Consider the following 26,691-nt stretch of genomic DNA (forward strand, 5'->3'; position numbering starts at 1 on the left):
ACGGAACTCCACCTGAACGAGATCGGCCGGATCAAACTACGCACCACCGTGCCCCTACTCGTGGACGACTACCACCGCAACCGCACCACCGGCGGCTTCGTCCTCATCGACGAGACCACCAACCGCACCGTAGCCGCCGCCATGACCGTCCAACGAGACTGACCCCACCCACCCTGGATCGGGCCGCAAATTCACGGAAAGAGTGGCTATCCCGACCCGGATAGCCACTCTTCTCGTGAATCAGGGGGGAAGGGAGGCGGGCCGTGACGACGTCGACGGTGCCCGGGACGACGTCGACGACCGCCATCGCGGGCCATCCCTGGACAATTACAGTTAACAAACCTAATAATTGGCCACCCGTCGATACGCCTCCGGCGGGCAACCCCCTACCGGGAGGACCGGATGCAGCGCAGATTCCGAACACCGCTCCTGGCCGTCCTGGCGGCCCTCGCCACCGCCGCCTCGGCGATCCTGACCCTCGCCACCCCGGCCCTGGCCGCCGGTCCCACGGCCGCCTTCACCAAGACCTCCGACTGGGGAACCGGCTGGGAGGGCCGCTTCACCATCACCAACGGCGGCCCGAGCACCATCACCGGCTGGCAGGTCGCCTTCACGCTGCCGGCCGGCACGACGCTCGGCTCGTACTGGGACGCCACGGTGAGCAGCGTCGGCCAGCGGCACACCTTCACGAACCGGTCCTGGAACGGCGCCGTCGCCCCCGGCGCCTCGGTGTCGTTCGGCTTCCTGGCCACCGGGGCGGGCTCCCCCACCGACTGCACCCTCAACGGGGCGCCGTGCGGCGGTGGCACGCCCACCACCCCGCCCACCACGACGGCGCCCCCGACCACCGCGCCGCCCACCACCGCACCCCCGACCACCGCACCCCCGACGACCCCGCCGCCAACCACCCCGCCGCCGACCACCCCGCCGGGTGGCGGGCTGCCGAAGCACGCGCTGATCGGTTACCTGCACGCCAGCTTCGCCAACGGCGCGGGCTACCTGCGGATGGCCGACGTGCCCGCCGACTGGGACATCGTCAACCTCGCCTTCGGCGAACCCACCTCGGTCACCTCCGGCGACATCCGGTTCCAGCTCTGCCCCGTCACCGAGTGCCCCACCGTCGAGACCGAGGCGGAGTTCACCGCGGCGATCCGGGCCAAGCAGCAGCAGGGCAAGAAGGTGCTGCTCTCGATCGGCGGCCAGAACGGGCAGGTGCAGCTCACCACCACAGCCGCCCGGGACACCTTCGTCCGGTCAGTGTCCGCGATCATCGACCGGTACGGCCTCAACGGCCTGGACATCGACTTCGAGGGCCACTCCCTCTACCTCAACACCGGGGACACCGACTTCCGCAACCCGACCACGCCGGTCGTGGTCAACCTGATCTCGGCGATCCGCACCCTCAAGCAGCGCTACGGGGCGGGCTTCGTGCTCACCATGGCCCCGGAGACGTTCTTCGTGCAGCTCGGCTACCAGTTCTACGGGTCAGGTCCGTGGGGCGGGCAGGACCCTAGGGCCGGGTCGTACCTGCCGGTGATCTACGCGCTGCGCGACGACCTCACCGTCCTGCACGTGCAGGACTACAACTCCGGCCCCATCGTCGGGCTGGACAACCAGTACCACACCATGGGCAGCGCGGACTTCCACATCGCGATGACCGACATGCTGCTCGCCGGCTTCCCGGTCGCCGGAAACGCCAACGCCGTCTTCCCCGCCCTACGCGAGGACCAGGTCGCCTTCGGCGCACCCTCCTCCACCAGCGCGGGCAACGGATACCTCGCCCCAGCCGGCGTACAGCAGGCGGTGACCTGCCTGGTCAAGGGCCAGAACTGCGGCGGCTACACCCCCCGCAGCGGCACCAACCCCAACTTCCGGGGCCTGATGACCTGGTCGATCAACTGGGACCGGTTCTACTCCTGGGAATTCCGGCTCAGCCACGGCCCGTTCCTGAAGGCGCTGCCCTGACCCGCCGCCCGAACAGCTCGCCCTGACCCGTCACCGACGACATTCGCGGCGGCGGCGACCAGCGGCCCGGTCCCGGTCGACCACGACCGGGGCCGGGACCGGGCCTGCCTCCGCCCATCGCTGCCCGGCACGATGCCGGAACATCGCCCTGGCAGTCAGGATGCGAGCAGGTCCAGGACGGTGCCGAAGATGAGGGAAAGGAACGCCAACCATCTCAGCCAGATGAGCGGGCGCGGCTTGTGCAGGTCCCGTCCGACAGCCCGTTGGAGACCGCCCAACAGCCGGTGGGGCAGGTGGGACAGGGTCGACAACGTCAGACGCACCCGCCACGCCCAGGAGAGGGGGATGAGCAAAGCGCCGGTCACCGCAAGCCTCAGATCTTCTTTCGCGATTCCGGCAAAGAGAATGACCATCCCAATGGCCGAGCCGACAAGCGCGCCATAGCCGCCGATCTCTGCCTCTTTGGCGCGCTCGACAAGATGGCGTTCGTTCGGGGGGCGCTGCGCCTCTACCAACTCGTCGACCCTGCGCCATACGTACTCCTGCAGTTTTCCACACGTCGAGTTGCGCGGATCTGTGCAGGTGTGCTCGCGCATGACGTGGTCTATCACCTGCCGGTGGTAGGCGCGGTACGCGTCCAGGTTCAGGCCGAGCCCGTCAGGCACGCAAGCCGGCGACGCTGCCACCAGAACCACCCAGGTCACCGCCGATGTCGGGCCCGTGGCGAAGCTTCTGTTGTGGAGGAAGTCCCACCCGACCTCCTCGCGCAGGGGGACGATCTGGCGAAGCGCGCGGCGTTCGTTGGAGCGACGAAACAACAAGCTCGACCAGTTTTGCAGGGCGGTGCCGCAGCGCCGGAACCAGGCAGGGTTGAGCAGATCGAGCACGACGACTCCGCCGGCGACAAGCTGGACGGTCTTGCCCACTCGCCCCCAGATGAGCATGCTGTGTCCCCATATGACGACGTCACTGGTCGGTTTCCCGTCCAGCCACAGCCGCAGCACGTCAACGATGTCGCTCACGTTGGACCTTGACCGACGCCCCGCATGCCCAGATTGTGTCAACACGGGACAACCCCGCATGACCGGTGCCGGCCGGCACCCCGCCCACCGGCCGCTCAGCCATGGTGGACCTCCTCGCCCAGGGCCAGCGCGTCGAGGCTGGCCCAGACCTTCTCGTACGCGGCCAGCTCCGCCGGCCGGTCGAGGTACAGCGTCCCGGTCAGCGACTCGCGGTAGACCACCGGCGGTTCGGGGTCGACCCGGATGCCGAGCGGGAAGTCCAGTAGCACGAACGAGCCCGCGATCGCGACGTCGTGCGGGCCGGCGGCGAGCGGCGCGACCCGGATCGACACGTGCGGCAGCCTGCTCGCCTCCACCAGGTGCCGGAGCTGTTCGGCCATGGCCACCGCGCCGCCCACCACCCGCAGCAGCACCGCCTCGGAGAGCACCACGTCGAACCGGGCGGCGCGGGCAGCCGCCGCCGGAGCAGACCCTGCCGCCGCAGCCGCGCCTCGACCTGGCGTTCCCGCCCGTCGCCGGTCGTGCTGGGGCGGTCCGGGCAGGTCGCCGACGCGTACGCCCGGGTCTGCAACAGCACGGGGACCAGCGACCCGGCGTGCTCGCGGAGCCGGCACGCGGCGGCCTCCAGGCCGGCCACGGCGCTGGTCGCTCCCTCACCGACTGACGGCGGTGCCGCGCGAGAACTGCGAGACCGCTACGCCGCAACCCGGCAGCTGATCGGACTGGCCGAGGAGCCTGCCTACCGGGACGAGAAGCTCGACTCCGACGGCGTCGCCTGCGGCCGGCCACTGCCACTGCTGGACCAGCGCCTGGTCGTGGTAGTGCACGTCTTCCAGACCCCAGATGGGACCTGCTGGAGACCTGCGACCAGGACGTGGAATCGGGCCAGGTGACGACCCGGCACACCGCCGCCGCCCTGCAGGCCGAGACAGGTCTGCCCGGCCGCGCGGTGACCGCCACCATGGCACTTCCGGACGGCACGCCGTTCCCCCACGGCTACGGCTGCCTTCAGCAAAGCCGGGTGGTCCAATGCGTCGCGGTCTGGGCCCGCTCAAAGGAGAACACCGCAGCCTGGTTCGAGAAGGCGATCATCGCCACCGGTGAAGGGCTACGTGCCTGAGGCGCGCCGTTCTCGGCAAGGGTCAGATTTGGGGGCTTCGAACCGGGGAAGGGTCAGTGGTGCCAGGAGCGCCACAGGGCGGCGTACGCCCCGTCGGCGCGGACCAGCTCGTCGTGGCTGCCCAGTTCGGTGATCCGGCCGTCCTCCAGCACCGCGACCCGGTCGGCGTCGTGCGCGGTGTTGAGCCGGTGCGCGATCGCGATCACGGTCCGCCCGACGAGCACCGCCGCGAGGGCCCGCTCGGTCCGCCGGGCCGTGGTCGGGTCCAGCGCGGCGGTCGCCTCGTCGAGGATCAGCGTGTGCGGGTCGGCGAGCACCAGCCGGGCCAGCGCGAGCTGCTGGGCCTCGGCCGCGCCGAGTTGCCGGGCACCGTCGCCGAGCGGGGTGTCGAGGCCGTCGGGCAGGTCGGCGTACCAGTCTGCGCCCACGGCGACCAGCGCGGAGCGCATCTGCTCGTCGGTGGCGTCGGGTGCGGCGAAGGCAAGGTTGTCGCGCAGCGAGCCGATGAAGACGTGGTGTTCCTGGGTGACCAGGGCGATCCGGCGGCGCCGCTCGGCCGGGTCCAGGTCGACCACCGGGCAGCCGCCGATGCTCACCTCGCCCTGGCGCGGGGCGTCGATGCCGGCGAACAGCCGGGCCAGGGTCGACTTTCCCGCCCCCGACGGACCGACGACGGCCAGCCGCTCCCCGGGGCGCACCTCCAGGTCGATGCCGTGCAGGACGTCGCGGCCGTCGGCGTACGCGAAGCGCACCCCACGGGCGACGAGCCGCTGCCCCGGCGGCGCGGCGGCCGTGCCGGGCGGTTCCGGCGGCACCTGGCCGACGCCGAGCACCCGGGCGAACGACGCGATGCCGCGCTGCGCCTGCTCGGTCCACTGCAGGATCCGGTCCAGCGGGTCGATGGCCTGTTGCAGGTAGAGCGCGGCGGCGACCACCGCGCCGAGCGTCACCATCCCCCGGGACAGCAGGTACCCGCCGACGAGCAGCACGGCGGCGACCGGCAGCGGGTAGCTGGCCTCCACCACCGTGAAGAACACGGTGCGCAGCGCGAGGGTCGCCCGCCGGCTGGCCCACAGCCGGGCGATGCGGTCGGTGCCGTGGGCGATCCGGTCGTCGGCCAGGCGCAGCGCCTCGACGGTGCGGGCCCCCTCGGCGGTGGTGGTCAACGTCTCGGTCAGCTCGGCGGTGGCCGCGCCCTCGACGAGGTACGCGGAGCTGGCCCGGCGCAGGTACCAGCGGGTCACCGCGACGATCGACGGCAGCCCGGCCAGCGCGACCAGACCGAGCAGCGGGTGCAGCAGGAAGATCGCCGCGAACAGCAGCATCAGTTGCGCCGATGCGATGACCATGGTGGGCACGACGTCGCGGACGGTGGTGCCGACCGTGGACACGTCCACCGAGCTGCGGGTGGCCAGGTCGCCGGAGCCGGCTCGCTCGACGACGGAGACCGGCAGGGCGAGGGTGCGCCCGACGAACTCCTCGCGCAGCCGCGCGACGGCCCGCTCCCCGAACCGGTGGCCGGCGTACTGGGCGTACCGGGAGATCAGTGCCTGCGCCAGCACGCAGCCGGCGATCGCCAGCGCCAGCCGGTCCACGGTGGCGACGCCGGCGCCCGCGCCGACCCGGTCCACGATGCGGCCGAGCAGCCACGGCGCGGCGAGCCCGGCGACGGCGGCGGCGACGTGCAGCGCCAGCACGACGGCGACCGCGCGCCGGTCCTGGCCGACGAGGTCCCGGGTGGCCCGGCGTACGGCGGCCCGGTCCGCCACTGGCAGCCCGCTCACCGCAGTGCCCCCTCGGCCCCGGCGGACGGGTCACGGTCGGCGGCGTCGCCGTCCCGGGCCACCAGCTCCCGGTAGCGCCGGTCGCGGTCGAGCAGCTCGGGGTGGGTGCCGGTGCCGACGATCCGACCACCGCGCAGGTGGGCGACCGTGTCGGCGTGGCCGAGCAGCAGCGGCGAGGTGGTGAGCACGATCGTGGTCCGGCCGGCCCGCGCCGCCCGCAGCCGCGCGGCGATCCGCGCCTCGGTGTGCGCGTCCACGGCGGACGTCGGGTCGAGCAGGATCAGCACCTCCGGCTCGGCGAGCAGCGCCCGGGCCAGGCGGACCCGTTGCCGCTGGCCGCCGGAGAGCGTGCGAGCGCGGGCGCCGAGCGGGGTGTCGAGGCCAGCCGGCAGCGCGTCGACGATCTCCTCGGCCGACGCTGCCCGCAGGCCCGCCGTCAGCCGCGCGTCGCCGCCGGCGTGGGCCGGGTGCCCGGCGCGCCGGCCGTCGCCCGCCCGCCCCGCCCGCAGGATGTCGCGCAGCGTGCCGGCGAACAGGTAGGAGTCGTGGTCGGCGACCAGGATCCGGGCCCGCACCTCGTCGAGCGAGACCGCGGCCAGTGGCACGCCACCCCAGGTGACGCCGCCGGGGACGTACCGGCCGAGCCGGTCGGCGAGCGCGTCGGCCTCGCCGGGGTCGGCGGCGGCGACGCCGACCAGCCGGCCGGCCGGGACGGTCAGCCCGGTGGCCGGGTCGTGCAGGTCGCCGGGCCGGCGTGGGACGGTCGGGATCCCGGGTGGGCGGGCGGCGGGCACGGTGGCCGGCGGGTCGCCTTCGGGCCGGGCTGCCGGCCCGGCGTCGTCGTCGGGGACCAGGTTGAGCAGGGCGACGATCCGGCCGGCGGCGACCCGGCCCCGGATCAGCTGGTAGCTGCCCTCCAGCAGGAACCAGACCGGCACGATGAGGGTCGCCACGTAGCCGTAGACGGCGACCAGCTGCCCGATGGTGATGTCGCCGGTCACCGCCATCCGGGCGGCGAGCCACACCACGGCCGCGAGGAACAGCCCCGGGATGGCGACCGTCAGCGCGTCGATCCAGCTGTTGACCGCCCCGACCCGGTAGCCCTCGGCCAGCAGGCGCCGGGACCCGGCGGCGTAGCGGCGGGCGAACAGGCCCCGGCCGCCGACCCCGGCGAGCACCCGCAGCCCGGCCACGATGTCGCCCGCCCGGGTGGTCAGGGCGCCCTGCTGCTCCCGGTAGACCGACTCCGCCCGTTCCAGGCGGCGCAGCAGCGGCCCGACGACGAGCGCGATCGCCGGCACTCCCACCAGCACGCACAACGCGAGGAACGGGGACACCGACCACAGCACCACGGCGATGACCCCGTACGCCACGACCGCGCCCACCCCCGGCCCGGTCAGCGTCAGCACCTGCGAGGTGTAGCCGATGTCGGAGCCGCCGACGGTGGCCACCTCCCCGGCGGCGAGCCGGCGCGGCAGCACCGCGCCGATCCGGGCGAGCTGACGCAGCAGGACCGCCGCCGAGCGGGCCGTCGCGTCCTCCCGGACGAAGGTCATCGTGCGGTGCCGCATGATGCCCAGATAGGACAGGCCCACACCGGCGACGACGATGGCCGCGACCCAGAGCAGCAGGGCGGCGTCCTCGCCGGCGCGCAGCCCGTCGTCAACGGCGCGGGAGACCAGGTACGGCCGGACCGACAGCCCGATCATCCAGGCCGTGCCGAACAGGCTGCCCCGCAGCACCCGCCAGGGCTGGCAGCGGACCAGCCACCAGAGGTACCTCAGCGGCCCCCTCGCGTCCGGGACACCGGGGTCAGGATGGGGAATCTGCGGCGGCACCCGCCCACGCTACCCACCCGGCTACGCCACGCGCAGGCCCGGTCGCGCGGCGCGGTCAGCTGGCCGGTGTGGTGAGGAGGTAGTCGTCCGCGTCCGCGCTCCACTCCAGCCGGACCGCGCCGCTGGTGGCCGCCGCCTTGCAGAACTGGAGGAAGCCTCGGTAGCCGAGCTTCTTCTCGCTGAAGTCGGGCCGGACCCGGCGGAGCTGGTTCTTCAGCCCGGACAGGGCCACCTCGCCGTCGTCGCCGGCCAGGTCCTGCACCACGGAGCGCACCAGCGCGAACGCCACCTCCCGGTCGCCGTGCTCGGGCAGCGACACCTCCGGGTCGCCCTTGGCCGGGCCCTCCGCCAGCTCGATCACCGTGTGCGCGGCGAGGTGCCGCAGCAACTCGCCGAAGGTGCGGAACCCGTAGTCGGACTCGCTGAAGGTCGGATCCTTGCGCAGCAGGGTGCGCTTCAGCGTCGAGGCGGTCACCTCGCCGCCGGAGCTGCCCTGGAGGCCGGCCACCGTCTGGGCCACCAGGACGGCGAGGGTGTCGGCGTCGCGCGCGGGCTCCTCGACCGTCGGCTGGGGCTCGGGCTCCTGCTCCACCGGCTGCGGCTCGGGGCTGGGCAGCCGCGCCGGGCGGTTGCGCCGGCTGCGGGCCGGCGGGACGTCGACGCCCTCGAGGCGGTCGTAGTAGAGGAACTCGTCGCACGCGGGCGGCAGCAGCGCCGAGGTGGACTTCTCCACGCCCACACCGATGACGCGCTTGTTCAGCTCGCGCAGCTTGTGCACCAGCGGGGTGAAGTCGCTGTCACCGGTGCAGATCACGAACGTCGAGACGTACGCGCGCTCGAAGGCCAGCTCCACGGCGTCGACGGCCATCTTGATGTCGGCGGCGTTCTTGCGGGAGGCCCCCATCCGCTGGGGCATCTCGATCAGCTCGACGTGGGACCGGGTGAGCATCCGGCGGTCCTCGTCGAAGTACGACCAGTCGGCGTACGCCCGGCGGACGACCACCCGGCCGCGCTCGGCGAGCGCGTCGGCGATGGGACGCAGGTCGAAGGCCATGCCGCCGAGGTGTTCGCGCGCGCCCAGGGCGAGGTTCTCGTAGTCGAGGAACATGGCGATCCGGTCTTCTTGATCCACGTGCACCAGCCTACGCCCGGAACCGGGCCCACCAGCGGGTACGCGCCGTGGACCGGCCGCTCGTGTGGCGCGCCACAGCTCTGGATCCGCTGCGGCCGGACCTGCCATGATGCCGCCCGTGCCAGTGCACCCTGCTGGGGATGGGGCTCGGCGCCGCCACCGCCGTCCTCGCCGGCTGCCGCGACGTCGGCCAGGCCGGGCAACCGACGTCCGGGCCGAGCACCGGGGCGCCCCGGGCGGGGCGGGCGGCCACCGGGGCGCCGACGCCGACCACCGGCCCGTCCGGGTCGCGGTCGCCGACGTCCTCGGCAACCCCGTCAAGCGCTGAGCCACCCGGTCCGGCGGGCCGGCTACGCCGGGACCGGCCGGATGACGGTGAACACCGCGCCCGCCGGGTCGGCGAGCGCGGCGACCCGGCCGGTCGGGACGTCGCGCGGCGGCACCAGCAGCCGGCCGCCGAGCCGACCGGCCTGCGCGGCCACGCCGTCGGGGTCGGCCACGGCGAGGTACACCATCCAGCCGGTGGGCAGCAGGGTGTCCAGCGGCGGGGGCAGCAGCAGCCGGCCGGCAACCGGCCGGCCCGCGGCGGACAGCAGGACGTAGGAGCCGTCGGGGGCGCCGGGCGGCACGCTGGCGCGCAGCCCCAGCGCGTCGGCGTGGAACCGGTCGGCGGCGTCGGGGGCGGTCGTCATGTACTCGTACCAGCAGGGCCGCCCGGGACCGGGGGCGACGACGGGCGCGCCGGCCCGGACGCGGAAGGACCCGCCGAGCGGGTCGTGCACGTCGTCGCCGTCGAGACGCGCCCCGGCCCGCGCCGCCGCGGCGCTCACGGCCCCGGAGTCGTCCACGGCGAAGACGGTCCACCAGCGCGCCGGCGCGCCGCCGGAACGCAGCTCGGCGGCGGGCACCCCGTCCGCGAACGCGGTGCTGCCGGCGTACGTCCAGCCGAGCAGGTCGGCGTAGAAGGCGCGGGAGGCGTCGAGGTCGGCGGTGACGAGCTCGACACCCCCGGGTACCGCCGGGGTGGGGGTTGTGTGCACCTGAATCTCCAGAGGGGACGGCGGGTCGGTGTCAGGAGGATGTACCACGGCGTCGACCGGGTGCGCAGACCTGCCCGTCGTCGCGGACCGAGCCGAGCAGGATGTCCAACGGGACCGGGCGTCCCAGGTGGAAGCCCTGGCCGGCGTCGACGCCCAGCCGGCGCAGCGCGGGCACCAGCGGTTCCCGGTCGACCGACTCGGCGACGGTGTGCATGCCCAGCCCGTGCGCGGCGCGGACGACGGCGTCGATGAGGACCGGGTCGGCCCCGCCCTGGTCGGCCTGGCGGACGAAGTCACCAGCGATCTTGACGGTGCTGAACGGCAGGTGCTTGAGGTAGGCGAACGAGCCGAATCCGGCGCCGAAGTCGTCCAGGCTCAACCGGCAGCCGGCGTCGCGCAGCGTACGGGCCAGGTTGCGGACCGCCGCCACGTTGGTGATCGCGGCCGTCTCGGTGACCTCCAGGCCCAGCCGGCGGGCATCGACGCCGGCCGCGCGCAGCCGCCCCACCACCCAGTCGCCGAAGCCCGGCAACTCCATCGAGCGGGCGGAGATGTTGACGTCGAAGCACATTCCGGCCGCCGCGGCCGACGGTTCGGCCAGCGCCGACGTGGCGGTGCCCACCACCCACCGGTCGAGCTCGCCGATCAGGTCGTCGCGCTCCACCGTGGGCAGGAAGCCGGCCGGGGGCAACGGCGGCTGCCGGCCGTCGCGCAGCCGGATGAGCAGCTCGTGGCTGACCACCTCGCCGGTCAGCAGGTCGACGATCGGCTGGGCGTCGAGTTGCATCCGGTGCTCGTCGAGGGCGGTGCGGACCCGGGTCACCACGTTGACCCGCTGCACCGCGTGCCGGTACTGCTCCGGGAGGTACAGCCGGGCCCGGTTGCGGCCGGCGTTCTTCGCCTCGTACAGCGCGAGGTCGGCATGGGCGAGCACCACGTCCCGGGTGTCGCCGGGCTGCAGCGAGGCGGCCCCGATGCTCAGGGTGACCCGCAGCCCGGCGTCGGTCAGCGGCACCGGGGTACCCACGGCGGCGTTGCACAGCCCCTCGGCGACGGCGAGGGCGTCACCGGCCGAGGCGTCGGGCAGCACGACCGCGAACTCGTCGCCGCCCAACCTGCCGAGCACCGTGCCGGGCGGCAGGTGGCGGGCGAGCAGGCGAGCCAGCACCCGCAGCACGTCGTCGCCCACGCCGTGCCCGTGCACGTCGTTGATGTCCTTGAAGTTGTCGATGTCGATCAGCAGCAACGCGCCGGACGGCTCACCGCCCGCCACCAGCAGGTCGTCGAGGCGGGCGAGCAGGGCGCGCCGGTTCGGCAGGTCGGTCAGCGGGTCGCGCTCGGCCAGCCGGGTCAGCTCCTCCTGGGCCCGGCGCATCTCGGTGATGTCGTGGGCGGTGCCCAGGACCCGCGCCGGCGCGCCGGCGCCGTCGGTGAAGACCTCGCCGTAGCACTCGAAGACGCGCAGCGTATCGCGGTCCGCGAGGTACATGCGGTGGGTGTACGAGAACGGCCCCCCGGTACGCAGCGCCGTCTCCAGGGTCCGCTCGATCAGGGCGACGTCGTCGGGATGCAGCAGCTCGCGGTACGACGGGTAGTCCAGGGCGGTGCCCGGCGGGAAGCCGAACATCTGCAGCAGCACGTCGGACCAGACGACCGCGCCGGTCGCCACGTCCCACTCCCAGGTGCCCACCTTGGCGAGCTGCTCGATGTGGGCCAGGCGCCAGCGGTGGTTGCGCCCCTGTTCGCGCTCCTGGCGCTCGACGGTGACGTCGCGCACCTCGTACAGGCGCAGGCACTGCCCGTCGTGGTCCATGCCGTGGCAGCGCACCTGGAGCCAGCGGGCGGGGCCGGCCGCATCGGGCCAGGGGGACTCGACGGCCGGGCCGCCCGGCTCCACCTTGGTCACCGGCAGGTCCTCCGGCCGGATCCCCAACCGCCGCGCGGCCTCGTTCGACCACAGGCACCGGCCGTCGGGGCCGAGGACCATCAGGGCGGTCGAGGCGGCGTCGGCGGCGGCGGCGGGCAGAGTCCTCACCTGGTGGCCACCCCATCCCCTTGACGCGTCACGGCATCCGGACGGCACCGGCACACGGTGATCCGGCCGCGACGCGGAGTCTACCCAGGGGCGCGACCGCGGTGCTCGCCGCGCTCGCGCCCGACCGGTGCGTACGCGCCGCGTCACGCGGACTGCGGCGCGCGGCACCGGCACCACCAGGTCGGACGGGCCCGGTGGTCAGTCGATCGGGACTTCGGTCAGCCTCTTGTCTCTCGATGGTCCGTCTGCTCTGTCGCGGTTCGGTCGTGCTCGGGGAAGCCGGGCGGTCGGTCGTGCTCGGGGAGACCGGGCGCCGGCGGGCGGGGCCGGCGGGTGGGACACGTCAGTGGGCGCTGGCCGGCCTCCGGCCGGCTCGCCCGCCCGCGCCGCCGGTTCCCGCCGCCCGCCTCGCGCCACCCCCGCAGCCCCGGCCCGCCCCACGCGACGGGCCGGCGGCTCGCGTCCCGCCCGGCGACCCGGCGGGCCGGGGCATCCCGCGCCGACTGACTGGTCAGGCAGGGAGCCCCCTGCGCGAAGGTGCCCGACCGGCATCGGCTAGGAACATCACATGCCGCGCTACCTGCTCTTTCCCGGCCGCCACCATCTGTTGACCCGCTTCCAGGCGGAGTACCTGCGCCAGCTCGCCGGCAACGGCAACGGCGACGGCGACGGGGCCACCGTGGTCTGGGCGGTCACCTCGGCCAACCACGAGAACACCCGGCGCAACCCGGTCCCCTACCACCGCCGGGAGGCGGCGATCGAGCGGTTCAGCGTCCTCGCCGGGCTCCGCTCGGTGGTCGTCCCGGTCTTCGACACCGCCGTGACGGACCGGTTCGCCGAGGTGACCCTGAAGAACGTGGCGGCGGCCACCGGCCTGGAGCTGACCCCGGCGGACACGATGGTCGCCTGCTCCACCCCGGAGGTGGCCGCGATGTACGAACGGCTCGGCTTCCCCATCGCCGGGGTGGAGGCCGACGTCGCGCCGGCACCCGCCCGGCCGTGGGACGTGCTCCTGCGGCTGGCCGACGGCGACCCGTCGTGGCGGGACCTCGCCCACCCCGCGACGATCGACGTGTACGCCCGCTACCGCCTCGACGACCTGGTGCGGGCGGTGGTCAACGACCCCGTCGTCGGCGACGAGGGCGGCCTGACCCCCACCCGCGACTACCGGACGTACGCCGAGGCGTTCGCCGACGCCGCGCAGCGCAAGTGGGCGGCGGTGCGCGAGCGCGTCCGGCCGGGGCGGATCGTCGACATCGGCTGCGGCGCCGGCGCCGTGCTGGAGCTGGCCGACCGGGAGCCGGCCCTGCGGGAGAGCGACCTGATCGGCGTCGAGGTGGCCCGGCACCTGTTCGAGGAGTGCGTGCACAAGAAGGCACAGGGCTTCTTCACCAACCCCAACGTCTTCTTCTACCGCCGCAACGTGCTCGGCGGGGCGGTGTTCGCGCCACGCTCGGTGGACACCACGATGACCTTCGCGCTGACCCACGAGATCTGGTCGTACGGCGACAGGATGGCCTCGCTGCGCCGGTTCGTGCAGGCCATCTACGACCACACCGTGCCCGGCGGGGTGTGGATCAACAGCGACGTGTGCGGGCCGGACGGCCAGGACCGGACGGTGCGACTGCGCCTGGCGACGGCGGACGGCACGAACCCGGCCCGGCCGCGCACCGACCTGGCGTCCCTGCCGCCGGCGGAGGCGGCGGCCCACGTCGCCGGGCTGTCGACGCGGGCCCGGCTGGACCAGTTCGCGGTCGACTGGCGGTTCCCGTTCGCGTACCGGCCGGTGGCGGAGCCGGCCGGGGCGGTGGTGGAACTGACGCTGGGCGCGGCGATGGACTTCCTGACCCGCAAGGACTACACCGACAACTGGCTGTCGGAGACCCAGGAGCAGTTCTGCGGCCTGGAGTACGCCGACTGGAAGGCGCTGCTGGCCGACGTCGGCTTCGAGGTCGACCCCGCCAGCGGGCCGTACCGCAACGACTGGATCGCCACCAACCGCCTCGACCCGGCCGCCGCCCTGTCCACCCCGGACGGCCAGCCGCTGGACTGGCCGGTCACCCACGTCCTCCTGGTCGCCCGCCGCCCGGTCAACACCTGACCCGGCCGGCCACCCGGCGATCCCGGGCCGGCCGGTGCGGCGGATCACCCGGCCTGGCCCGGCTGCTCCCCGCCCAGCCTGGCCAGGTGGTCGGCGAGGGTCCGGCGCGGCCGGTAGCCGCGCGCGCGGGCCCGGCTGATGTCGAGCACCATGTCCCGGGCGAGCTGGTCGACGGCGTACCCGGTCAGCACCGGCGCGCGGCGGGTCAGCCGCGACCACGTGGTCGCGGCCGTGGCGGCGGCGCCGGCCAGCCCCACCGGCAGGTGCGCGAGCCGCGCCGGGGCGCCCGTCGCGGCGAGCACCCCGCGCAGCACGGCGTCGCGCGAGTACGGCCGGGCGTCGGCGACGTTGTACGGGCCGGCCGGCCACCCGGGCGCCGCCAGGACGGCGTCCACCAGGTTCTCCACCGCGGTGAGGCTGAGCCGGACGTCCGGGCCGGGCACCGGCAGCCACCCAGCCCGGCGCGCCCGCAGCAGCCGGGGCAGCAGGTGCGGGTCGCCGGGCCCGTACACGGCGCGGGGGCGCAGCACGACGGCCCCGGCCGCCAACGCGAGCCGCTCCCCGGCGGCCTTGGTGCGCCCGTACGCGGAGAGCTGCCCGTCGACCGGGTGGTCCTCGGTGACCAGGGCCGCTCCCCCGGGCCGGTAGACGCTGGCGCTGCTCACCCAGACCAGCGGCCGGCTGCCGGCGGCGTCGAGCAGCCGGGCGGTGCCGTCGATGTTGACCGCCCGGTAGGCGCGCTCGGCCGCCCGGCCGGGGACCGGGTCGCCGACCGCCGCGGCGAGGTGGACGACCAGGTCGGCGCCGGCGAGGTCGGGTAGGTCCCGGGTGGCGTCCCACGGCACGTGCCGGCCGACCGGCCCGGGTCGCCGGCCGAGGCAGCGCACCCGGGCCCCGGCGGCCGCGGCGGCCCGGGCCACGGCGGCGCCGCAGAAGCCGCTCGCGCCGGTGACCACCACCTCGGCGCCGGTGAGGTTCACCGGCCGGCCCTGACCACCAGGTGCGCCCAGCCGGGCAGCGCCGCCTGCCCGTCGGCGCGGGCCCGCACCACGACCGGCCGGTGCGGCGCCAGGGCGGCGAGGGTGTCGGCGAGTTGCGCGCGGGCCAGCCGGGCGCCCGGGCAGGAGTGCGGGCCCGCGCCGAAGACCAGCCGGGCGGTCCGGGCCGGCGCCGGTGCGGCGCAGTCCGGCCCGCCCCGGTGCGCCCCGGCGGCGTGCCGGGCGACCAGCAGCAGCCGGTCCCCGGCCCGGACCGGGCAGCCGGCCACCGTGGCGGTCCCGGCGGCGACCCGGGGCAGCACCGGGCTCGGCGCGGTGACCCGCAGCAGCTCGTCGACCAGGACGTCCCGGGTACCGGCCGCGTCGGCCCGGTCCCACAGCCGGTCGTCGGCGCACCAGGCGACCGCCCGCGGGATGCCGGACACGGTGGTGTTGACCGCGGCGAGCGCCAGCATGCCGGCCAGGCCGGCACGCTCCGGCGGCAGGTCGAGCAGCTCGGCCAGGTCGGCGACGGCCCGGCGGGCGGCGCGGGCCCGGCCGGGTGGGCGCGGGCCGGGGAGCTGCTCGGCGGCGGTCGTGGCGGCGGCGTGGCGGGCCGCCGCGGCCAGCGCGACCGGGTCGGCGGCCACCCCGAGCAGCGCCGCCGTGGTGGCGCCGGCCAGTTCGGCGACCACCGGCACCAGGTCCACCGGTTCGCCGGCGCCCAGCGGGGCCAGCCGCCGCCGCAGCACCGCCGTCCAGACCGGACGCAACCGGGCCACCCCGGCGGGGCCGAGGCCGTCGGTGAGGGCGCGGCGGGCCTGCCGGTGCTCGGGGCCCTGCTGGTCGAACAGGAGCCCGTCGGTGCCGAGCCGGTGGGCGGTGCCGCCGACGGTGCCGGCGGCGGCCCGGTCCAGGGGGGCCCGGGTGAGCGCGTCGAGATAGCCGTCCGGGTCGTGCACCACCAGCGTCCGCCCCAGCCGCACCGCCGGCCAGCGTCGGGTGGCGGCGAGCAGGGTGAACAGCACCGGGTACCGCCGCAGGTAGACCCGACGGTCCCGGCGTCGTCCCCGGCTCGGCGCCGGGCTCCGCCGGCCCGCGTCGCCGCCCCCGGTGCGGCCTGAGGTCGGCTGGTCAGCCACGGGGGCCACCGCCCGCCGGGGCGCGCCGGCCGGTCGCGGCGGCGGCGAGGGTGGCTGCGGCGGCCCGGTCCGGCTTGCGGGAGCGGCCGGTGGTGGGCACCGGGGCGAAGACCAGCGAGTCGGGCCGGGCGGCACCCATTCCCGCCACGACCGGGTCGAGGGCCCGGCGCAGCCGCCGCGGGTCGGCGCCCGGCTCGGGCTCGACGACGGCGACGAGCCGTTCGTCGCCGTCGTCGGCCGGCACGCCGACCAGCACCGCCAGGTTGACCCCGGGGACGTGCAGGGCGGGCTCGTACAGGCCGGGGTAGATGTTCTCCGCGCCGCGCAGGATCATGTCCTTGCTCCGCCCGCCGAGGACGACCCGGCCGCCGTCGACCCGGGCGATGTCGCCGGTGTCCACCCAGTCGTGCGGGGCCTCACCCAGGTAGCGGTGCGCCTGGCCGGGGCCGGCGAGCAGCAGCCGCCCGTCCGGCTCGACCCGGGTCCGCACTCCCGGCAGCGGCGCCCCGACCAGGTCCCCCTCGCCGGTGAAGGCGGCCTTCTCGCCCGCCTCGACGGCGGCGGCCGGGAAGAGTTCGGTCAGCGCGTACACCCCCCACGCCTGCTCGGCGCCGGCCCGCCGGACCCGGTCGAGCAGGGCGGCGCTCACCGGCGCCGAGCCGCTGTAGAACCGGCCGGACAGCCGGGGCCGCCGGGCCAGCAGCGCCCGGAGCTGGGGCGGGGTGAGGTAGCTGGCCTGCGGACGCAGCCGGGCCACCTGCCGGGCGAGCAGCCGGGGTGACCGGGCCGGCAGGGCGACGGGGGCGCCGCTGGCCAGGGCGGGCACCAGGACGAAGAACATGCCGCCGAGCACCGGCTCGTCGGGTCGCGGCCGGACCAGGCCGGCGACGGCGCGCATCCCGGCGTCCAGCCCGGCCCGCCGGTGGACCACCGCCCGGGGGCTGCTGGTCGTGCCCGAGGTGAAGATGACGACGGCGTCGCCGTCCTGCCCGGTGTGGTCCGGCACCGGCCCCGACCGGGGGCGCAGCGCCGGGGCGCAGCCGGGCAGCCGACCGCCCACGGTACGCACCGGCCCCAGCTCGGCCAGCCGGGGCAGGGCCAGCCGGGCCCGGCCGGCCAGCGGACGCGCCCACCCGGCGACCGCCTGCGCCGCCGCGTCGGCGACGACGAGGGCGGGCCGGGCCAGGGCCAGCCGCGCGGTGAGCACCTCCGGGCCGGCGCTGGGGTCGAGCACCGCCACCCGCAGCCCGAGCCGGTGCGCGGCGAGCAGGACCGACAGCGCCCGGGGGCCGGGACGGACCGCCACCCCGAGGGTGTCCCCGGCGGTCAGCCCGTGGTGGTGCAGGGCGGCGGCGTACCCGTCGGCCAGGTCGGCCAGCTCGCCGCGGGTGGCGCGGACGCGGGGCCGGCCGGACCGGGCCGCGGTGAGCACCGCCGGTCGGTCCGGGTGGCGGCGCAGCGCGGTGGCCAGTTCGTCGAGCATCGGGGAATCGCTCTCCTGGTGGCAGGGGTGACGGTCAGCGGGGGTCCGGGGACAGCCGGCCGCTGCCCCGGTCCAGGTACCAGGCGGCGGTGCGGCGCAGCCCGTACGCCCGCAGCCGGCGGGTCGAGTTCTCCACCACCATGGTCCGGTCGTGGACGATGGCGCTGGTGTGGCGGCGTACCCGGTTGAGGAACTCCCGGTCGGTCGGTGACGGGCGGCGCGGCATGCCGCCGGCGGCGAGGTAGGCGGCCGGGGTGATCGCCATGTTGTTGCCGGCGTGCATCCGGTACGGGGCCCGGTAGCCGGGGCCCCGGTGGGCGGGCCGGAGCCGGCCGAAGGTGGTGGCGGCGGCGACCAGGCCGCGGAACACGGCGCGGCCGAGCGGTCCGTGCTCGTCCCGGCGGGCCTCGATCCGGCCGCAGGCCATCGCCGCGCCGCCGGTGAGCGTGCGGCGGGCCGCGGCCACCCAGCCGGGGCGGGGCAGGCAGTCGGCGTCGGTACGGGCCAACAGCGTCGCCCCGTGCGCGATGGCGTGCCGGAAGCCGGTGTCCACGGCGGCGCCGACGCCCCGCTGCCGCTCCTCGACCAGCCGGGTCGGCACGGGTGACCGGGCGGCGAACCGGCGGACCACCTCGGCGGTGCCGTCGGTGGAGGCGTTGTCCACCACCAGCAGGGTGAAGTCGAGGTCGGTCTGCCGGGACAGCGCGTCCAGGGTGGCCCCGATCCGGGCCACCTCGTTGTAGGCGGGCACCACCACCCACAGCGCGGTCACGACTTCTCCCAGACCATGGTCATCAGGCTGACGCCGCCGCCGAGGCCGATGAACAGCACCCGGTCGCCGGAGCGCAGCCCGGCGTCGACGCGGGCGAGTTGCACGCCGAGCGTGGCGCTGGCCAGATTGCCCAGCTCGGCCACGGTGATCTCCAGCTTGTCCCGGGGTACGCCGGTCACCTCGACGAACCGATCCAGGTAGGGCAGGGTGACCTGGTGGACCAGCACCCGGGCGTAGTCGGCCCAGTCCAGCCCGGTGCGGTGCCGGACCCGGTACAGGATGTCCGTGCCGATCTTCTCGAACACGTCGCGCAGCGCCCGCCCGTCGCCGGTGAAGTAGGTGTGCTCGTCGCCCCGGGGGTGCCGGGAGCCGCCGCCGGGGATGCCGCCCACCGTCCAGTGCTCGGACCAGGTCTCGGTGTCGACGTCGACGATCCCGCCCCGGGCGACCGGCTCCACCAGCACGGCGGCCCCGGCGTCGCCGAACGTGTAGCCGGCGAAGGCGCTGCGGGCCTGGTCGAGGTCGGTGAGCTGCCAGCGCATCGCGCGGGTCGGTGTCTCGCCGGTCACCACCAGGGCGCGCCGGGCCCGGCCGGCGAGGATGGCCGACCGGGCCAGGTCGATGCCGTTGAGGAAGCTGTTGCAGGCGTTGGTGACGTCGAGGGCGTGCGCCCGGCCGCCCAACTCCGCCTGCACGATGTGGGCGGTGGCCGGCTCGACGACGTCCCGGGTGGCGGAGGCGAACAGCAGCAGGTCCACCTCCGCCGGTTCGCGGCCGGCGGCGGCGAGCGCCTGCCGGGCGGCGCGGACCGCCAGGGTCGAGGCGTACTCCCCGTCGCCGGCCATCCGGCGGGACTCGATGCCGGTCATCCGCGACAGCAGCCCGGCCGGCAGGTCCAGGCCGCTGGCCTCGGCGATCCGACGGTGCAACTCGGCGGTCGGCACGACCTGCCCCGGCAGGCTGGTGCCGACGGCGGTGATTCCCACTCGTTCCCGGGCGGAAGGCGGCGCTGACGTGGGGGCGATCATGCGTTGAGCTTGCCCAACGCGGCCGGCGGGCGGATGAGTAGGGGTGCTCATGTTCGCCGGGTGACCGCCCGGACACGGCGCGAAACGCCGCCCGGGCCCGGCCGCGCGGTGGCGGTGGACGGGCCCGGGCGGGCGTCCGACGAAGGACTCTCCGCGACCGGGTAGCGGGATCCGCCGGCCTACCGGTAGACGGTGATCGCGACCTCGGCGCCGTACTCGATCGGCTGGGTGAGCGGCAGCGTGAAGGGCTCACCCCACCACGGCGGCGGGGGCGGCGGCCGGCGCCACCACCAGTACAGCCACCACCAGAGGTCGTTGCCGCACCAGGCCGAGTACAGGTAGTCGTCGACGGCCACGAGCGCCAGCGGTCCGCCCGGCTTGGCGGCCCCGGCCGCCGTCGTCACCGACTGCTGCCACCCGCCGGCCATGTTCGTCACCACCCGGACCGCGCCGTCGGCCCCGGCGAAGAACACGTTCGACGGGCCGGCGGTGAACTGCGCCGCCGCGAGGCGGGCGCCGGCCGGGGCCGCGCCGGCAGCCGTGATCGCCACCGGCTGCCAGGGGTCGGGGAGCGGGGTGAGGGTGAAGCCCACCTGCCAGATCCGGCCGTCCAGCCCGACGACGTACGCCTGCACCCCGGAGGTGGCGGCCACGGCGACCCCGCCGCCGGGCGGCGCCAGGCCGGCCGGGCTGGCCGGGACCGTCGCCCAGGTGCCGGTGGAGGTACGCCAGACCGAGGTCAGCGCGCCGTCGGCGCCGACGAACAGTACGCCCGGCGTGCCGGACTGCCGGGCCGCGGCGACGACCGCCCCGGGCGGCACGAGGCCGGCCGCGGACACCCGCTGGGGGCCGAGGCCGGGCCGCACCTGCCGGTTGTAGGAGGTGCTGTAGATCGCCCCGTCGGTGCCGGCGAAGAAGACGTGCACGTAACCGGCCGAGTCGGTCACCGCGCTCACCTGTGCGCCGGGCGGGGCGAGGCCGGCCGCCCCGTCCCGGTACACGCTGATGTTGGAGGTGGCCGAGCTGGTGACGGCGGCGACGAGCCCGCCCTGGGTGCCGATGACGAACGCGGCGACGTTGCCGTCCGGCTGCCGGGCGGCGGCGACGCCCGCCCCCGGCGGGGCGACCGGCGTGCTGCCGAACGGACTGATGCCGGCCGACGACGCCAGGTAGAGGCGCCCGTCCTGGCCGACGGTGAAGCTCACGACCTGCGACGCCGCGGCCTGCGCGGCCCGCGCGGGTGGCGCCCCGGTCGGGGTGACGGCCAGAGCCAGTGCGGCTGCGACCGCCACCACGACGCGGGGACGCCGGAAGCGGGTGGATATCACGATGTCCTCTCCGTTCGCCGGGAACCGGGAGGACAGGTTCTCGGCCCGGGCGACGTCATCGCCAGAATTCGATTCAGCTGGGGAGCCATCTGTGCGAACACCCAATCCGGCGCGGCGCCGCCGCCCGCCGTCCGGCGTCCCGCGGTGCGCCTCCCCCGGCGACCCACCGCCCGTTCCCGGGCTGCGGAGCAGGGGAAACCCTGTGCCGGCACCGGCCCGCTCGCCGTCCGGCGTCCGGGAATCCGCCGGACGGGCCGCGCTTGCGTCATCGTTCAGGCTGGGGCACCGGTCGCTGTGCCGGGTCCGACCGGGCGCGACGACCGGTGTGCGGGCGGGCTCAGGGGGTTCCCCGGGCCCCGGGGCCGAGCCTGGCCCGGACCTGTTCGGCGTCCGGGTGACCGAGCCGGTCGAGGATGTCGGCCGCCCGGCACCAGGCGGTGCGGGCGGCCCCGGGATCCCCGGCGGCGTGGCGGGTGTCGCCCAGGTGCGTCAGCGTGGTGGCCTCGAAGTAGCGCTCGCCGGCCTCCCGCCAGAGCGCGAGCGCGCGCTCATAGCAGTCGACGGCCTCGGGGGCCTCACCGAGGTGGTGGTGCGCGTAGCCGAGGCTGTCCCAGGCGTGGGCCTCCCAGTACCGGTTGCCGGTGCGCTGCTGCTGGGCGAGGGCCCGCCGGCAGTAGTCGAGCGCCCGCCGGTGGTCCCCGAGCTGGATGTGGTACCAGCCGATGTTGTTGAGCGCGTTGCCCTGACCGGAGGCGTGGCCCGCGGCCTCGAACAGGTCGAAGGCGCGCTGCGCGTGTTCGAGGGCCTGCCGGGGCCGGCCCTGCCGTTCGGCCAGGATGCCGAGATTGAGCTGGGTCCGGGCGCTGCCGACGTGGTCGCCGAGCGCACCGTGCAGGTCGAGGGCCTGCTCCAGGTGCGTACGGGCCTCGTCGTGGGCGCCCAGCCGCAGGCACGCCACGGCGCGGTTGCGGTGCGCCCGGGCCTGGCCGGTGCGGTCGCCCGCCTGCGCGGCGGCGCGCAGCGCCAACTGCTGCGCGGTGGACTGGTCCTGCCAGGCCCCCACCCGGTCGAGGTAGGTGTTGACGCTCCAGGCGAGTTGCCAGGCGTGGGTCCCGAAGCCGTTGCCGGCGGCCAGGGCGACGGCGGCGAGCAGCACCCGGTGCTCGGCGGTGAGCCAGGCCCACGCCTCGTCGCGGTCACGCAGGCCCGGCAGCGCCGCGCCGGGTTCCGCCGCCGGCAGGTCGATGTGGTCGCGGTGCCGGTACAGCAGCAGGTCCGCGGCGTGGGCGGTGTGCAGGTAGTGGTCGAGCAGCCGGCCCAGCGCGGCCCGCCGCCCGGGTTCGGGGTCGGTGGTCCGCGCCAGCTCGGCGGCGTAGGCGGCGAGGAGGTCGTGCAGGGCGTACCGGCCGGGGGTGGGCTCGGCCAGCAGGTTCGCCCGGGTCAGGGTCGCCAGCCGCCCCCGCACCCGCGCGACGGACGTGGCCGCCAGGCTGGCGGCGGCCGCGACGGAGAGATCCGGGCCCGGGTGCAGCCCGAGCAGCCGGAACAGCGCCGCCGCCGCCGGCTCCAGGCCCTGGTACGACCAGGACAGCACCGACCGGACGTCGACGGCGGCCTCCCCGCCGGCGAACCCGTCGAGGCTGCCCCGCGTGTCGTCCAGCTCGTCGGCGAGCCGGGCGAGCCGGAACTCCGGGTGGGTGGCGGCCCGCGCGGCGACGACGGCCAGGGCCAGCGGCAGTCCCGCCGACGCCGCGACGATCCGGTCCACCGCGTCCGGCTCGTCGGCCACCCGGTCCGCGCCGAGGCGTCGGGACAGCAGTTGCCGGGCCTCGGCGGCGGACAGCAGGTCCAGGGCGATCGGGTGGGCACCCTGGGCCGCGACGAGGCCCGGCAGCCGGTGCCGGCTGGTCACCACCACCAGGCAGCCCGGCGACCCGGGCAACAGCGGTCTCACCTGGTCGGTGTCGCGCGCGTTGTCCAGCAGCACCAGCATCCGCCGGCCGGCCAGCAGGCTGCGGAAGAGCCCGGCCTGGGCGGCGAGTCCGGCCGGGATCCGCTCCGGCGGCACCGCGAGCGCCTCCAGGAAGCCGCCCAGCGCCTCCGCCGGGTTCGTCGTCGTCCCGTCCGGGTCGAACCCGCGCAGGTTGACGTAGAGCTGCCCGTCCGGAAACCGGCCGGCCACCTGGTGCGCCCAGTGCACGGCGAGGGCGGTCTTGCCGACCCCCGCCGTCCCGCCGATCGCGGAGATCAGTACCGGGCCCGACGCGTCGGCCGGGTCGGCCAGCAGCGCGGTCAGCGCGGCGAGCTGGGGGGTGCGCCCCACGAAGTGCCGCGCCGCCGCGGGCAGTTGCCGGGGCACCACCCACTGTCCGGGCGTCCGCCGGTCCCGGCCGACCGCCTCGGCCGGCTGCTCGGCCCGCGCGGCCCGGGTCCGGCGGCCGAGTTCGGCCCGGGCCGCGCCGCCGAGCCGGGCGCCGGCCCGAGCGGCGTCCGCCGCCCGCAACAGGCGCCAGTGCGCGTCCTCCCACCGGGCGAGCTCCGTCAGCTCCGCCGGCAGCCGGGCGCCGATCTGCTCGGCGTGGGCGCGGCAGGCGCCGACGTACGCCACGACGAAGTCCCACTCGGGCAGGGACTTGGCGTTGAGCTTGTCGCTGAGGGTGGACCGGGCGAGCGGTCGCCCCAGCCCGGTGGCGACCGCGACCAGTGTGTTCAACGACGGTCCCCCGGCGAGCGTCCGAAGCCGCCTGAGCTCGTCGACGAACTCCACGAGCGCCTCCCGACCGGGCTCCCCCACGCCCCACCTCCCCGACGCACCGACGAGCTTCGATGAGCTGGGGTCAGGGTAGCCAATCGGAGCCGGCGCCGTCCCGACCGCCGGGACCCGCCGAGGAATGGTCGGCCACCGCCGCCCGGCGCCCGCCGGCGGGGTCCGCCCGCCACGGTGGACGGGCCACCGGACACGCCGCGGTCCCGGGCGGCCCGGCAGCCCGGTGGGACGGCCACTCACCGGAGGCGGCGATCGCGTCGGGACGGGCGGGCCTGCGGAACAGCGGACAGCGCGGCCCGCCCGGAGCCGCTACCGTGGACGGTGTCCCGGTGGTGTGGTGCTTCCCAGTTCCCTGACGAACCTGCTGGCGGCCCGCCCGGTGCCGCCCTGGCCCCGAGGATCCGCGATGAGTGACCAGAATGCCGGCAGTCCCCTCGTCGGGTTCGTGCTGATGGCCGGGTTCACCTCCGGCGACCCGGTCAACGGCGTGCTGTCGCGCAGCCAGGGCAAGCCCTCGTCGCACGCCTGGTTCGGCCACGAGGTGCAGGGCCGGGACGGCTACGCGCGGGTGATCTACGGCGCCCGAGCCTCGATCGTGTGCTGCACCGGCTGACCGGGGCGTCGAGCGTGCCGCTGACCGTGCCGGTGGCCAACCGCCCCGAGCCGCGCTTCGACGAGGTGGTCGGGGTCGCCCACGCGCCCTGGCTCGTCGTGCCGGTCCGGGGCGCGGAGTCGTTCGACGCGCTGGTCGGGCGGACGGCGCGGGCGGCCTGGCAGGTTCTGGCCCGGCAGTCGGTGCCGTTGGCGGTGCAGAGCGAGGCGCTCGGGACGGCGTTCGTCGGCAGTCCGCCCCGGGGCTACCTGCCCATGCTGGACCTGGCCGCGCCGGATACCCCGCTGCCCCGCCACGACGAAGGAGGCCCGACATGAAACCCCAGCTTCTGCTGGTGACCCCCGGCGGACAGTGGTTCCGGGAGTACCTGCTGAGCAGCATCGCTCAGGAGTACCGGGTGCACCTGTTCTGCGACCGGGAACCGGCCTGGGATCGGGCGTACCTGCACGGCTGGACGGTGCTGGACACCCTCGACGCGGACGCCATGAGCGCCGCCGCCCGCGCCGTGTCGGCCGGGGACCGCGTCGACGGGGTGCTCTGCTGGGACGAGACCCGGATCCTGGGCGCCGCGCGGGTGGCCGAGGCGCTCGGGCTGCCGGGCGGCGACCCCGAGGTGGTGGGCCGCTGCCGGGACAAGCACCGTACCCGGCTGGCGCTGGCCGCCCGCAACGTGCCGCAGCCACGCTCGCTGCCGGTCGCCGACGTCGACGCGGCGCTGGCCGCCGGCCGGTCGACCGGCTACCCGGCCGTGTTGAAGCCCCGCGCGCTGGGCGGCAGCATCGGGGTGACGGTGGTGCGCTCGCCGGCGGAGGTGGCCGCCGGGTTCGCGATCGCCGACACCGGCCACGCCGCGCTGCCCGAGGTCCCCGCCGACGACTGGGGGATCCTGTGGGAGGAGTACGCCGACGGGCCGGAGATCAGCGTCGACGCGGCGGTGTTCCGGGGCGAGGTGCGGCCGATCTGCGTGGGCCACAAGCAGCTCGGCTTCGCGCCGTTCTGCGAGGAGGTCGGCCACCTCGTCGACGGCGCCGACCCGTTGCTGACCGATCCGGAGCTGCTCGCCGTGCTGCGGGACACCCACGCCGCACTCGGTTTCACCGACGGTATGACGCACACCGAGCTGCGGCTGACCGCCGCCGGCCCGCGGGTGATCGAAGTCAACGCGCGCATCGGCGGCGACCTGATCCCGTACCTCGGGCTGCTCGTCGGCGGGACCGACCCGGGGCTGGCGGCGGCGGCGATCGCCTGCGGCCGACAGCCGCGCCTGGTGTCGCCGGCAGCCCGGGTCGCGGCGGTCCAGTTCTTCTACCCGGAGCGCGACGACACGGTCGTCGGGTCGGTGCGCGTCGACGGTGGCCTGCCGCCCGGGGTCGACCGGTTCGTCGTGCTGGCCGAGCCGGGTGCCACGCTGTCGCCGCCGCCGCGGGGCACGATGGTGGGCCGGGTCGGCTACGCCACGGCCGTGGCCGACGACCGCCAGGAGTGCCTGTCGGCGCTGGACGCGGTGCGGGAGCGGCTGCGGATCCTGCCGCCGGGCGCCGCCTGACCCGTCCCGCGCCGGCACCGGCGCAGCGGCCGGCCGGGACGCCGGCCCCGCCGGACGAGGGTGCACTGTGGACGGTCGGTGGTGCGGCGGTTTCCGGGCGGGGGCATGATTCCGTGAGCCGGCCGACCGCGCCGGCGATCCACTAGGGAGCCCGCCCATGCATCTGACTCATCCGACGAGGTGGCTGAACCGCCTGCTCGTGCTCGTCCTCGCCGCGTCCGTGCTGGCGGCGCCGGCCGGCACGGCGGCGCCCGCGCAGGCCGGCGTCCGGCTGCAGGCCGCCCCGGCGACCGACTGGACCGCCGTGCCGGGTGCGGCGGGGGCGCGGTCCGGCCCGGCGGCGGTGGTGTACGGCGGCGAGCTGCACCTGTTCGTCCGCACCACCAACGGCAAGATCAAAACCAACCAGCTCTCGCTGTCCGCGGGAACCTGGACCGGCTGGACCACCCTGCCCGGCACCACCAACGCCGCCAGCGCCCCCGCCGCCACCGTCTACGGCGGCGAACTGCACCTGTTCGTCCGCACCACCAACGGCACGCTACGGGTCAACCAGCTCTCGCTGTCGGCAGGAACCTGGACCGGCTGGACCACCGTGCCCGGCACCACCAACGCCGCCAGCGCCCCCGCCGCCACCGTCTACGGCGGCGAACTGCACCTCTTCGTCCGCACCACCAACAGCAAGATCAAAACCAACCGGCTCTCGCTGTCGGCGGGAACCTGGACCGGCTGGACGGCCGTGCCCGGCCCGGCCGGCGCGGGCTCCGCACCCGCCGCCACCGGCTACGGCGGCGAACTGCGCCTCTTCGTCCGCGCCACCAACGGCACGCTGCGTGCCAACCGGCTGAAGGCGGGAACCTGGACCGGCTGGACGGCGGCACCCGGCCCGGCCGGCGCGGCCTCCGCACCCGCCGCCACCGGCTACGGCGGCGAACTGCGCCTCTTCGTCCGGGGCGCGGGGAACCGGGTCTACCAGGCGCGCGTCGACGGGTAGCGGACCC

At 75.8% G+C, this 26,691-nt stretch carries 21 protein-coding genes and 2 pseudogenes; 8 read left to right on the forward strand and 15 right to left on the reverse strand.

Features of this window, described 5'->3' with window-relative positions; translation table 11 throughout:
• Positions 1 to 162 (forward strand): annotated as a pseudogene (locus C5N14_RS20825) (sulfate adenylyltransferase); the annotation flags it as partial.
• Between the two features lie 240 nt (positions 163 to 402).
• On the forward strand, positions 403 to 1,965 hold the full coding sequence (locus tag C5N14_RS20830; RefSeq protein ID WP_117669805.1) for a chitinase: 1,563 nt from the start codon (positions 403 to 405) through the stop codon (positions 1,963 to 1,965).
• Between the two features lie 155 nt (positions 1,966 to 2,120).
• On the opposite strand, the gene C5N14_RS20835 is transcribed toward C5N14_RS20830, so the two are convergent.
• From C5N14_RS20835 to C5N14_RS34235, 3 genes and pseudogenes are all read right to left on the reverse strand, one after another.
• A complete protein-coding gene (locus tag C5N14_RS20835) occupies positions 2,121 to 2,987 on the reverse strand; it encodes a hypothetical protein (protein ID WP_117669806.1) in 867 nt (288 codons plus the stop codon).
• A gap of 95 nt (positions 2,988 to 3,082) precedes the next feature.
• Positions 3,083 to 3,418: a DUF5753 domain-containing protein gene (locus tag C5N14_RS34230; protein ID WP_117669807.1), complete on the reverse strand. Its 336-nt coding sequence runs from the start codon at positions 3,416 to 3,418 to the stop codon at positions 3,083 to 3,085.
• 77 nt (positions 3,419 to 3,495) lie between these two features.
• Positions 3,496 to 3,624, reverse strand: a pseudogene (locus C5N14_RS34235) (Scr1 family TA system antitoxin-like transcriptional regulator); the annotation flags it as partial.
• A gap of 252 nt (positions 3,625 to 3,876) precedes the next feature.
• Here C5N14_RS34235 and C5N14_RS20845 point away from each other — a divergent pair.
• Positions 3,877 to 4,107 carry a hypothetical protein gene (locus C5N14_RS20845; protein ID WP_117669808.1) on the forward strand — a complete coding sequence of 77 codons (231 nt, stop codon included), beginning with the start codon at positions 3,877 to 3,879 and terminating at the stop codon, positions 4,105 to 4,107.
• 53 nt (positions 4,108 to 4,160) lie between these two features.
• Here the strand turns inward: C5N14_RS20845 and C5N14_RS20850 are convergent, their stop codons facing one another.
• From C5N14_RS20850 to C5N14_RS20870, 5 genes are all read right to left on the reverse strand, one after another.
• Positions 4,161 to 5,891, reverse strand: a complete 1,731-nt coding sequence (locus C5N14_RS20850; protein ID WP_117669809.1) for an ABC transporter ATP-binding protein — start codon at positions 5,889 to 5,891, stop codon at positions 4,161 to 4,163.
• A complete protein-coding gene (locus tag C5N14_RS20855; protein WP_117669810.1) occupies positions 5,888 to 7,729 on the reverse strand; it encodes an ABC transporter ATP-binding protein in 1,842 nt (613 codons plus the stop codon). Before C5N14_RS20855 ends, C5N14_RS20850 begins: the two co-directional genes overlap by 4 nt.
• A gap of 55 nt (positions 7,730 to 7,784) precedes the next feature.
• Positions 7,785 to 8,861: an NYN domain-containing protein gene (locus C5N14_RS20860; protein ID WP_117669995.1), complete on the reverse strand. Its 1,077-nt coding sequence runs from the start codon at positions 8,859 to 8,861 to the stop codon at positions 7,785 to 7,787.
• Between the two features lie 350 nt (positions 8,862 to 9,211).
• Positions 9,212 to 9,901, reverse strand: coding sequence for a VOC family protein (locus C5N14_RS20865; protein ID WP_117669811.1), 690 nt, complete (start codon positions 9,899 to 9,901; stop codon positions 9,212 to 9,214).
• A gap of 31 nt (positions 9,902 to 9,932) precedes the next feature.
• Positions 9,933 to 11,936 (reverse strand): bifunctional diguanylate cyclase/phosphodiesterase, encoded by a 2,004-nt coding sequence (locus C5N14_RS20870; protein ID WP_117669812.1) that lies wholly within the window; start codon positions 11,934 to 11,936, stop codon positions 9,933 to 9,935.
• 568 nt (positions 11,937 to 12,504) lie between these two features.
• Between C5N14_RS20870 and C5N14_RS20875 the strand changes: the two genes are divergently transcribed.
• Positions 12,505 to 14,037 (forward strand): class I SAM-dependent methyltransferase, encoded by a 1,533-nt coding sequence (locus tag C5N14_RS20875; RefSeq protein ID WP_117669813.1) that lies wholly within the window; start codon positions 12,505 to 12,507, stop codon positions 14,035 to 14,037.
• A 44-nt stretch (positions 14,038 to 14,081) separates the two neighbouring features.
• On the opposite strand, the gene C5N14_RS20880 is transcribed toward C5N14_RS20875, so the two are convergent.
• The 7 genes from C5N14_RS20880 to C5N14_RS20910 form a co-directional block, all read right to left on the reverse strand.
• Positions 14,082 to 15,017, reverse strand: a complete 936-nt coding sequence (locus C5N14_RS20880; protein ID WP_243639857.1) for an NAD(P)-dependent oxidoreductase — start codon at positions 15,015 to 15,017, stop codon at positions 14,082 to 14,084.
• Positions 15,014 to 16,156 (reverse strand): cytochrome P450, encoded by a 1,143-nt coding sequence (locus C5N14_RS20885; protein ID WP_243639859.1) that lies wholly within the window; start codon positions 16,154 to 16,156, stop codon positions 15,014 to 15,016. Before C5N14_RS20885 ends, C5N14_RS20880 begins: the two co-directional genes overlap by 4 nt.
• Entirely contained in the window at positions 16,149 to 17,639 is a 1,491-nt protein-coding gene (locus C5N14_RS20890; protein ID WP_117669814.1) for a class I adenylate-forming enzyme family protein, read from the reverse strand. Before C5N14_RS20890 ends, C5N14_RS20885 begins: the two co-directional genes overlap by 8 nt.
• Positions 17,640 to 17,673: 34 nt before the next feature.
• The gene (locus C5N14_RS20895) at positions 17,674 to 18,411 is read right to left on the reverse strand and encodes a glycosyltransferase family A protein (protein WP_207892806.1); all 738 of its coding nucleotides are present in this window, start codon (positions 18,409 to 18,411) and stop codon (positions 17,674 to 17,676) included.
• Positions 18,408 to 19,439, reverse strand: a complete 1,032-nt coding sequence (locus C5N14_RS20900) for a 3-oxoacyl-ACP synthase III family protein (protein WP_117669815.1) — start codon at positions 19,437 to 19,439, stop codon at positions 18,408 to 18,410. The genes C5N14_RS20895 and C5N14_RS20900 overlap by 4 nt, the downstream gene beginning before the upstream one ends.
• Before the next feature lie 179 nt (positions 19,440 to 19,618).
• A complete protein-coding gene (locus C5N14_RS20905) occupies positions 19,619 to 20,767 on the reverse strand; it encodes a hypothetical protein (protein ID WP_128763616.1) in 1,149 nt (382 codons plus the stop codon).
• A 337-nt stretch (positions 20,768 to 21,104) separates the two neighbouring features.
• Positions 21,105 to 23,561, reverse strand: coding sequence for a tetratricopeptide repeat protein (locus C5N14_RS20910; protein WP_305792074.1), 2,457 nt, complete (start codon positions 23,559 to 23,561; stop codon positions 21,105 to 21,107).
• 379 nt (positions 23,562 to 23,940) lie between these two features.
• On the opposite strand from C5N14_RS20910, the gene C5N14_RS20915 reads away from it, so the two are divergent.
• The 4 genes from C5N14_RS20915 to C5N14_RS32300 all read left to right on the forward strand — a co-directional run bounded on the left by C5N14_RS20915 (position 23,941) and on the right by C5N14_RS32300 (position 26,684).
• A complete protein-coding gene (locus tag C5N14_RS20915) occupies positions 23,941 to 24,147 on the forward strand; it encodes a hypothetical protein (RefSeq protein ID WP_243639862.1) in 207 nt (68 codons plus the stop codon).
• Positions 24,132 to 24,464 carry a hypothetical protein gene (locus C5N14_RS20920; RefSeq protein WP_117669817.1) on the forward strand — a complete coding sequence of 111 codons (333 nt, stop codon included), beginning with the start codon at positions 24,132 to 24,134 and terminating at the stop codon, positions 24,462 to 24,464. The genes C5N14_RS20915 and C5N14_RS20920 overlap by 16 nt, the downstream gene beginning before the upstream one ends.
• A complete protein-coding gene (locus tag C5N14_RS20925; RefSeq protein WP_117669818.1) occupies positions 24,461 to 25,693 on the forward strand; it encodes an ATP-grasp domain-containing protein in 1,233 nt (410 codons plus the stop codon). Before C5N14_RS20920 ends, C5N14_RS20925 begins: the two co-directional genes overlap by 4 nt.
• A gap of 157 nt (positions 25,694 to 25,850) precedes the next feature.
• Positions 25,851 to 26,684, forward strand: coding sequence for a hypothetical protein (locus C5N14_RS32300; protein WP_165878174.1), 834 nt, complete (start codon positions 25,851 to 25,853; stop codon positions 26,682 to 26,684).
• Positions 26,685 to 26,691: the final 7 nt, after the last annotated feature.

This window comes from Micromonospora sp. MW-13 (assembly GCF_003434305.1).
Classification (GTDB): Bacteria; Actinomycetota; Actinomycetes; order Mycobacteriales; family Micromonosporaceae; genus Micromonospora.

Excerpts from the sequence above, each read along its gene's own strand:
- C5N14_RS20830 (WP_117669805.1), top strand. The coding sequence starts at position 403 with ATGCAGCGCAGATTCCGAACACCGCTCCTGGCCGTCCTGGCGGCCCTC.
- C5N14_RS20875 (WP_117669813.1), top strand. The coding sequence starts at position 12,505 with ATGCCGCGCTACCTGCTCTTTCCCGGCCGCCACCATCTGTTGACCCGC.
- C5N14_RS20890 (WP_117669814.1), bottom strand. The coding sequence starts at position 17,639 with ATGCTCGACGAACTGGCCACCGCGCTGCGCCGCCACCCGGACCGACCG.
- C5N14_RS20900 (WP_117669815.1), bottom strand. The coding sequence starts at position 19,439 with ATGATCGCCCCCACGTCAGCGCCGCCTTCCGCCCGGGAACGAGTGGGA.
- C5N14_RS20915 (WP_243639862.1), top strand. The coding sequence starts at position 23,941 with ATGAGTGACCAGAATGCCGGCAGTCCCCTCGTCGGGTTCGTGCTGATG.
- C5N14_RS20925 (WP_117669818.1), top strand. The coding sequence starts at position 24,461 with ATGAAACCCCAGCTTCTGCTGGTGACCCCCGGCGGACAGTGGTTCCGG.
- C5N14_RS32300 (WP_165878174.1), top strand. The coding sequence starts at position 25,851 with ATGCATCTGACTCATCCGACGAGGTGGCTGAACCGCCTGCTCGTGCTC.